Below are 7,398 nucleotides of genomic sequence, written 5' to 3'. Positions count from 1 at the left end.
AGGCAGTGGATACTGAACATGCTGAAGCAAAACAAATCACGTAATCTAAGCATGGCCAACAAGCGCAGGCTCTGCTGTCTGAATGAACAATATTTGTTCGAATGTATGGGGTTGTTCAAAGTATAAACACTGATGCGTCAGCCCTGCCATTTGTGATCAAAGTCAGCGGCCATCACCGTATAGGTGCACGCCAACCAAAGTATGATTTCGAAGTAATTGTGCAGTAGCAACAGTACGATACGACGGTAACCCTCTAATCTGTATTCCCCCCCTGCTTTTACGACCCGATACTCATCGAACAACAAGACATTCGTCTGGTATACGACGATCTCAAAGGTTCGAAGAAACCCATACCCCATAAAAAGGTATCCCATCACAGGATAGGGTGAGTAGACGGCGACCACTACCGCCACCATGGACAGGACGAGGTGACTCAGCACCCAACAATCGACAAATCGAGCGGTGATTGCTGAGGGGAACAGTTTCCTTACCAGTGTGAATACCGACACTTTCGCCAGTATGCCAAAGATGCTTGACCAAAACTCAACAATAAATGAGGGCATATAAAAACCTAAGTGCTTGCGTACGATTCATGTTCACTTCATATCAGAAAAGTAAGATGAATACTCGACAATCTAAACAGTACGAATGATTCATCACTGGCGGTCGTGACTTTTATCAAATATCAAACAAAGCAACACGCTGTCTCGGCTGGCCAGAGCTTACCTATTCCCATCATAAGTAGACTTTGCCTTGTTGACCCTGCCAAGGGTCACTAGCTGCATGGCAATCTCATTCTTAAACGTTTCAGCCAGACTTCTCAGCCTCTCTTCTTTTGCTAGTTGGTCTCTGACCAAGGTAGCCATTTCCGCTGACGCCATCTTCTGTTGCCGAGAAAAGTCCTTCAGTGCCGTGATGATCGCCAAACGCTCATCCATACAAGCTAGGGCCTCTTCATATTGATGGCTCGCCAATAGTCGCTGCAGGGTCGCGATATTGTTGGTCAACGCATCGTCATAAGCGTTCAGCTCATTCACAGCACACTCCCTGACGCTTGCCTTAGCTGGAAACCCTGCTGCTTATCCGCGTCGGTGATTTGATCCCAAGCCGATTTGATCGTCACCATCAGTGTCATGACCTCGTCGAGAGGCTGGATGTCAAGTCGCACGCTGGCGTCCCAGATGCGCTCATCCATGTAGGCATAGAGCGCAAACAGATCCTCTGCGATCTGCCCCTGCGTCATGTCCAGAGCATCCTGAAGGCCATGCACCAGTCCCTGAGCCTTGGAGATGGTTCTGGCCTTTGCCTCCATGTCCTTGCGCTCTATGGCCCCCTTCGCCTGTGCGAGGCACTCCAACAGCCCTTGCATCATCAGTTGAATGACTCGATGAGGGTCGGCGACCGCCAGATCGGCCGCTATGCTGGTCGCCTTGTATGCTTTCAGATTACGGTGGTACATGACATGGGTCCTCGCAATATCACTCTCAATTACTGTTTATCTGCAATGCGGTCAAAGCGGCCGCCGAGTTGTTCATTTTCACCAGCAGGGCATCCAGGCTGCCGTATTGGGCGCGCAGGGCGGTCTCATATTTGACCAGCTGCTCGTTGGTGGTGGCCTGTTTCTGACTCAGGCTGCGCAGATCCGAGTTGAGGGTATCGGTCCGTTTTGCCAGCATGCCCCCAGACTTGGTGTACTCCTTCAGACCCTTGGTCAGGGTCGCCGCCAACCCCTCATCCCCGCCAAGCAGAGCCGCCACCTGATCGAAGTTCTTGTCGACCGCCTCGCCAAATTTATCCTTGTCGAGGGAGAGCTTGCCCTTGTTGTCCATCTTGACGCCGAGCTCGAAGATGGTGGAATAGGTGGTGCTGGTGCCGCCCGGGTTGGTAATGAGGTTGGTCATGAAGTTGCTGATGGCCCGGGTCACGGAATCCCCCGCCAGAGCCCCACCATCATCCTGGCTGACCCCACCGACGACGCTGTTGCGCTTGCCCAAGCCGCTCAGTTTTTCCTGCAGCGCGTTGTAGCCATCGATAAACTTCTGCACCGTCTCCTGAATGACGGTCTTGTCGGTGGTGATATCCACCTTGTTGGACTTGAGATCGCCATTGCTGTCGGTGTCGGAGACCCGCAACACGGTCAGCTTCAGGTCCTGAATGACGTCATCGAAGACATTGGTGTCACTCTTGAGCACGTTGCCATCCACCAGGATCTCGGCGCTGGATGCAGCTTGAGTCTGCGCCATTTTACTTGTAAGCAAACCCAGCTCACCGGTATTGCCGCTGATGGTCAGATCCTTGCCATCTCCCGAGACCCCAGAATCGATGACAAGCTTCGCCTTACCATCGGCGGTATTGACGATGTTGGCACTGAGCCCGAAGTTGTCGCCATCATTGTTGATGCGCTTGCGGATGTTTTGCAGGGTATCCCCCGCCTTGACGTCGACCGTGAACTCTTTGTCCCCCGCCTTGAAGGTCAGTTGGCCATCCTGGGTGACAAGCGGCGCGGTCGAGCTGTCAAAGATGCCTTCCTGGCGGCTGGTGGTTGCCAATTTGTTGACGGTGATATTGTACTGGCCATTGGAGCCGCCGCTCTTGCTCTCCATCTTCAGCACAGGGTCATCTTTATTCTGGGTGATGTTGATGGCCCGCTTGTTGAAAGCGCCGGGCTTGCTCAAGGTATCCAAAATATCGGTGAAGGCGGTGAGGGAGGACTTGAGCTGGCCTATGCCAGACAAGGTGATATTGGTGCTGGTTTGCTTGGTGGTGATGGGCTGCTGCAGCTGCGCCTTTTTGGCGGCGATGCTCGCCGTGATCAAGCTCTCGAGGTCGATGCCCGACCCCGCCCCGGCGGAGGTAATCGCCATAATATGCTCCTCTTATCTTGTTAGAAACCTATACCTGACCGTCGAACAGCAGCCCTGAGAGGCTGAACTCATCGCCATGGCCCTGCTCCATCGCCTTCAATCTCTTGCTTAGCAGCAGCATCTCCTCGCTCGGGATCTGGCGGATCACCTGCTCGGTCTCGGCATCGATGACCCGGATCACTGGCCTGTCGAGCTCGGGCACCAGGCTGAAGTTGATGGTCCACCCCTTCACCTTGCTCAAATTGGCCAATTTTTCCTGCAATTCTTGGGCCTGTTCTTCTATCTGGTTATTTCCCATGCGCGATTCGGATGGGTGGGCGTGGATGGGCGGCGCCGACACAACCTTGTCCGTCGGCTCGACACTGGCCTGCTCGAGCCCATCCTCCCCAGCCGGGGCAGGCGGGCGAGAAACAGACATGGCGGCCTGAGGGCCGCCATGTTGGTGTAGCGTCGAAGTAACAGAAGGCATGGCTATCGATTCATTGGCCATCTGCTGCTCCTTGTATTAGTGGCTAATGGAAGACCGGCTTAACCCAGCAGTTGCAGGGCAGACTGCGGGCGCTGGTTGGCCTGGGCCAGGATGCTGGAGGCCGCCTGCTGCAGGATATTCTGCTTGGTCATATTGGCGGTCTCGGTGGCAAAGTCCGCGTCGCGGATACGGGAGCGGGCGGCGCTGACGTTCTCCGAGATATTGGACTGGTTGCGAATGGTGGAGTCCAGCCGGTTTTGCACCGCCCCCAGCTCGGCACGTTTGCTATCAACCACTTTCAGAACATCATCCACTTGTCCTAGAACTAATTGTGCCGCTGCTGCATCGGTGGAAATATCAATGCCTTTAGCATCAGACGCGATATTAGCAGCACTTGCTTTCGTGCCAAGGGAAGAAATATCTATCTTGTCAAGTTTAAAACTGATCGTCTGGTTTGCATCGGCACCAACTTGAAACTTAAATTCCTTATCATCATCAGCAAACAAGTTAGTACCTGCAAATGTCGTATTACTTGCAATCCGGTCGATCTCTTCACTCAACTGATCCACTTCTTCTTGCAACGCAGCACGATCATCATCGGAGTTAGTGCCGTTGGCGGACTGCTGGGCCAGGGTACGAATACGCTGCAGCATGCCAGTCACCTCGTCCATGGCCCCTTCCGCAGTCTGGGCCATGGAGATGCCGTCGTTGGCGTTGCGGTTGCCCTGGTCCAGGCCGTTGATCTGGGAAGTCATACGGTTGGCGATCTGCAGGCCGGCCGCATCGTCCTTGGCACTGTTGATCCGCAGGCCTGAAGCAAGGCGGGTGAAGGAGGTATCCAGGGATTTGCTGGAGTTCGCCAGGTTGCGCTGGGCATTGAGCGACGAGACGTTGGTGCTGATGAACATGGACATAATGAATTCTCCTGATGAGTCTAAAACTGCGGATCCCAGCGCACGGCGATTGAGATCCCTCTTCAGTCCGCAGGGCCAATCCGCTGCCGGTGACTGAGGCAGATCTGATTCAACATGGTGATGACCAGATCCGCAGCACTGCAAAAAGTTGGATTTCCTGACACCCTTCCATTTGCTTCCCCTTTAGTAACGGCACCACCGCCCGATGCTTTAGCAAATTTTTCGCCTCATCATGCACAAATCTGTCTGTTCTCCCGGCATCTGCCACCTTGCCGTCTCAGCCTCTCTCATCGGCCCAGGCCAACGCCCCCAGAAACCGGCTCTGGCTCCCACTTTTGCATGCCGGCATTGCTCACACGCGCCCCTTGCCCCTAAAATCGCCGCCCCATCATTTATTGGACGTGAGTTGTTCTCCATGCAGACACTGGTTGAGCAGATTGTTTACATCAGCGACATGTTTGGTACTGCGGTATTCGCGTTTTCAGGGGTATTGGTGGCGGGGCGGCTTCGGATGGACGGCTTCGGCGTGCTGGTGCTGGCCGCGGTCACCGCCATCGGTGGCGGCACCATACGCGACATGATCCTGGGGGCCACCCCGGTATTCTGGGTGCGCGACCCCCTCTACATCTGGGTGGTCATTGCCACGGCGCTCATCGGCATGTGGATGGTCAAGTTGCCCCGCCGCATGCCCTGGTATGTGCTGCCGGTGGCGGACGCCTTTGGGCTCGCGCTCTTTACCGTGATCGGTGCCCAGAAGGCGCTCAACTTCGGCACCTCAGGGCTGATTGCTGTGCTCATGGGCACCATGACGGGGGTTGCGGGCGGCATGATCCGTGACGTGCTGGCCCGGGAAGTGCCCATGGTGCTGCAAAAGGAGATCTACGCCACCGCCTGCATCCTGGGGGGCATCCTCTATACCCTGTCACTGGAGGTCGGGGTGGAGAGGGTGAGTGCCATGCTCATCAGCATGCTCGGGGTATTCGGCCTGCGGGTGGCGGCCATCTACTGGCACCTCTCCCTGCCCACCTTCTCGCTGCAGCGCAACTGAACCGGTCAGGGTGGGCTAGCTCCCACCCTGACCGGGGCGAGATTGAACCAAGTTCGCTTTTCTGTTGTCATACAGGAGTCGTTTCAATCCGGACTCTCTCAATGCATTCTCTCATGCAAAAACTTGGGCTCATTACCACACTTGTTCTGATGATGGTGGCAGCGGCTCATGCGGGGGCACAGGCCCTGTTCGGGCGTCTGGCATCCACCCCGGTGCAGCAGTTCAACCAACAGATCCGTCAGGCGAGCAGCAGTCAGCAAGGCTGGGTCAACGACTATCGCGAAGTGGCTCGCCGCTTCGTGGGCCATAAAGATGTACCCACCCGTATCCATGCTCAACAGCTGGACAACGATCTGGTGCTCTCGGTGGCCCTTGATGGCCAGCGTAGCGACATGCTCTACATCCTGACCCTGTTTCGCAGCAACAACCTGTGGCAGATGCGTCAGGCCGAGATGGGCTGGCGCTGTCAGGGTCAGGAAACCTTCACCCCGGTCCCCTGCCCCTGAGCGTCTACCTTCATCCGAGTGAAATAAAAAATCCGGCGCCTTGGCCGGATTTTTTATACGCGTCTTGCCGTCACATCACGGACGGTACACCTTGACGTTGTCAAAGCCCTGCTCTTTGAGATAGAGCGCCTGCAGCTTGCTCATCACGCCGCGATCGCAATAGAGCAGGTAGGTCTGCTCCTTGGGCAGATCGCCAAAGACGGTTGCCAACTTGAAGAAGGGGATGTGCAGCACTTCGCGCCCTTCCACCACCAGCGGCTTCTCGTCGCGCTCATCACTGGAGCGGATGTCCAGGATGACTTCGTTGGCGGCCAGCACCTGGGTGGTCTCCACCTCCTGCACCTGGGCGGCAGTCTCTTCGCCGATGCGACGGATGTCGAGGTAGCGGGCCTCGCTCACCACCTTATCCAGGATGGCGAAGTCGAAATTAGCCTCCTCCGACTCGATGCGGGAGAGCTCGGCCTTCACGGTCGGCTTCTTGGAGATGACGCCGCAATACTCCGGCATGGTCTCGGCAAACTCCAGGGTGCCGATGCGACGGGCCTCGCTGATGATGTCAGGTTTGTCCCAGGTGATGAGCGGGCGCAGGATCACCTTGTCGGTCACCCGATCGATGACGTTCAGATTGGTGAGGGTCTGGCTGGAAACCTGGCCCACACATTCGCCGGTCACCAGGGCCGGGATCTGGAAGGTGTCCGCCACCTGGCCGGCGGCACGCATCATCATCCGCTTGAGCACCACCCCCATCTGACCGTTGTCGATCTTCTCGAGGATCTCGGCCACCACAGGCTCGAAGTCGATGGCGGTGAAACGCACCTTGTGGGAGGCACCGAACTTGTTCCACAGGTAATAGGCGACCTGCTTGACACCGATCTCGTGGGCGGCGCCCCCCAGATTGAAGAAGCAGTAGTGCACGCGGCAGCCGCGCTTGATGAACTGGTAGGAGGCCACGCCGGAGTCGAAGCCGCCGGAGAGCAGGCTCAACACGTCCTCCTGGGTCGCCATGGGGAAGCCGCCCATGCCGTGGTGGACCGCACTGATGATGTAGAGCTCGTCGTTTTCCACTTCCAGGTTGACCTGGATATCGGGTTTTTTAAGGCGCACACCGGCGGTTTCACAGTGCTGGTTGAGGCCGCCACCCACATAGCGCTCCAGCTCCAGGGAGCTGAAGTCGTGCTTGCCGACGCGACGGGCGCGCACGCAGAAGGTCTTGCCTTTCAGGCGATCGCCCCAGACGGCGCGGGTCTGCTCGAAGATGTCGTGCAGATCGGTAAAGTTGCTCAGCTTCACTTCGAGGAAGTACTGGATGCCCGGGATACAGGCCAGGGTCTCGAGATACCGGGCGTGGAACTGATCGTTGCGGGAGCTCACTACCAACTTGTCCCAGTCCATCCGCACACGGGCGTCTTCGTCAAAGCGGCGCAACACGTTGCGAATGTTGCCTTGCAGCATCTTGGTGAAACGCTGACGCACTGACTTGCTCTTGATGGTGATTTCGGGGAACAGCTTGATAATGAACTTCATGGTATTGACTCGGGTGGCCTTGATTTAAGGGCGCGAATTATATCAGAAGTTTGGCGCCAGCGCCTACTGGCCA

At 56.4% G+C, this 7,398-nt stretch carries 9 protein-coding genes and 1 pseudogene; 3 read left to right on the top strand and 7 right to left on the bottom strand.

What is annotated here, in order from left to right:
* Positions 1–126: pseudogene (locus MUW49_RS10670) on the top strand (ISAs1 family transposase); the annotation flags it as partial.
* 11 nt (positions 127–137) lie between these two features.
* Here the strand turns inward: MUW49_RS10670 and MUW49_RS10665 are convergent.
* The 6 genes from MUW49_RS10665 to MUW49_RS10640 form a co-directional block, all read right to left on the bottom strand.
* On the bottom strand, positions 138–563 hold the full coding sequence (locus tag MUW49_RS10665) for a hypothetical protein (protein WP_244812725.1): 426 nt from the start codon (positions 561–563) through the stop codon (positions 138–140).
* Between the two features lie 159 nt (positions 564–722).
* Positions 723–1,037 (bottom strand): hypothetical protein, encoded by a 315-nt coding sequence (locus MUW49_RS10660; protein ID WP_244812724.1) that lies wholly within the window; start codon positions 1,035–1,037, stop codon positions 723–725.
* On the bottom strand, positions 1,034–1,459 hold the full coding sequence (gene fliS / locus MUW49_RS10655) for a flagellar export chaperone FliS (protein ID WP_244812722.1): 426 nt from the start codon (positions 1,457–1,459) through the stop codon (positions 1,034–1,036). Before fliS ends, MUW49_RS10660 begins: the two co-directional genes overlap by 4 nt.
* Before the next feature lie 25 nt (positions 1,460–1,484).
* Positions 1,485–2,867, bottom strand: a complete 1,383-nt coding sequence (fliD, locus tag MUW49_RS10650; RefSeq protein WP_244812727.1) for a flagellar filament capping protein FliD — start codon at positions 2,865–2,867, stop codon at positions 1,485–1,487.
* 25 nt (positions 2,868–2,892) lie between these two features.
* On the bottom strand, positions 2,893–3,354 hold the full coding sequence (locus MUW49_RS10645; RefSeq protein WP_244812720.1) for a flagellar protein FlaG: 462 nt from the start codon (positions 3,352–3,354) through the stop codon (positions 2,893–2,895).
* Between the two features lie 38 nt (positions 3,355–3,392).
* Positions 3,393–4,247: a flagellin gene (locus tag MUW49_RS10640; protein ID WP_244812718.1), complete on the bottom strand. Its 855-nt coding sequence runs from the start codon at positions 4,245–4,247 to the stop codon at positions 3,393–3,395.
* A gap of 415 nt (positions 4,248–4,662) precedes the next feature.
* Between MUW49_RS10640 and MUW49_RS10635 the strand changes: the two genes are divergently transcribed.
* Together MUW49_RS10635 and MUW49_RS10630 are read left to right on the top strand one after the other, a co-directional pair.
* A complete protein-coding gene (locus tag MUW49_RS10635) occupies positions 4,663–5,295 on the top strand; it encodes a trimeric intracellular cation channel family protein (protein WP_244812716.1) in 633 nt (210 codons plus the stop codon).
* Between the two features lie 113 nt (positions 5,296–5,408).
* Entirely contained in the window at positions 5,409–5,801 is a 393-nt protein-coding gene (locus MUW49_RS10630; RefSeq protein ID WP_039038657.1) for a hypothetical protein, read from the top strand.
* Between the two features lie 75 nt (positions 5,802–5,876).
* On the opposite strand, the gene thiI is transcribed toward MUW49_RS10630, so the two are convergent.
* Positions 5,877–7,325: a tRNA uracil 4-sulfurtransferase ThiI gene (gene thiI, locus MUW49_RS10625; RefSeq protein WP_119196749.1), complete on the bottom strand. Its 1,449-nt coding sequence runs from the start codon at positions 7,323–7,325 to the stop codon at positions 5,877–5,879.
* Positions 7,326–7,398 lie beyond the last annotated feature (73 nt).

It is taken from the genome of Aeromonas sp. LsrichE-8G (genome assembly GCF_022869435.1).
Lineage (GTDB): Bacteria > Pseudomonadota > Gammaproteobacteria > Enterobacterales > Aeromonadaceae > Aeromonas > Aeromonas caviae.
This window is presented reverse-complemented; position numbering and strand designations above follow the sequence as displayed.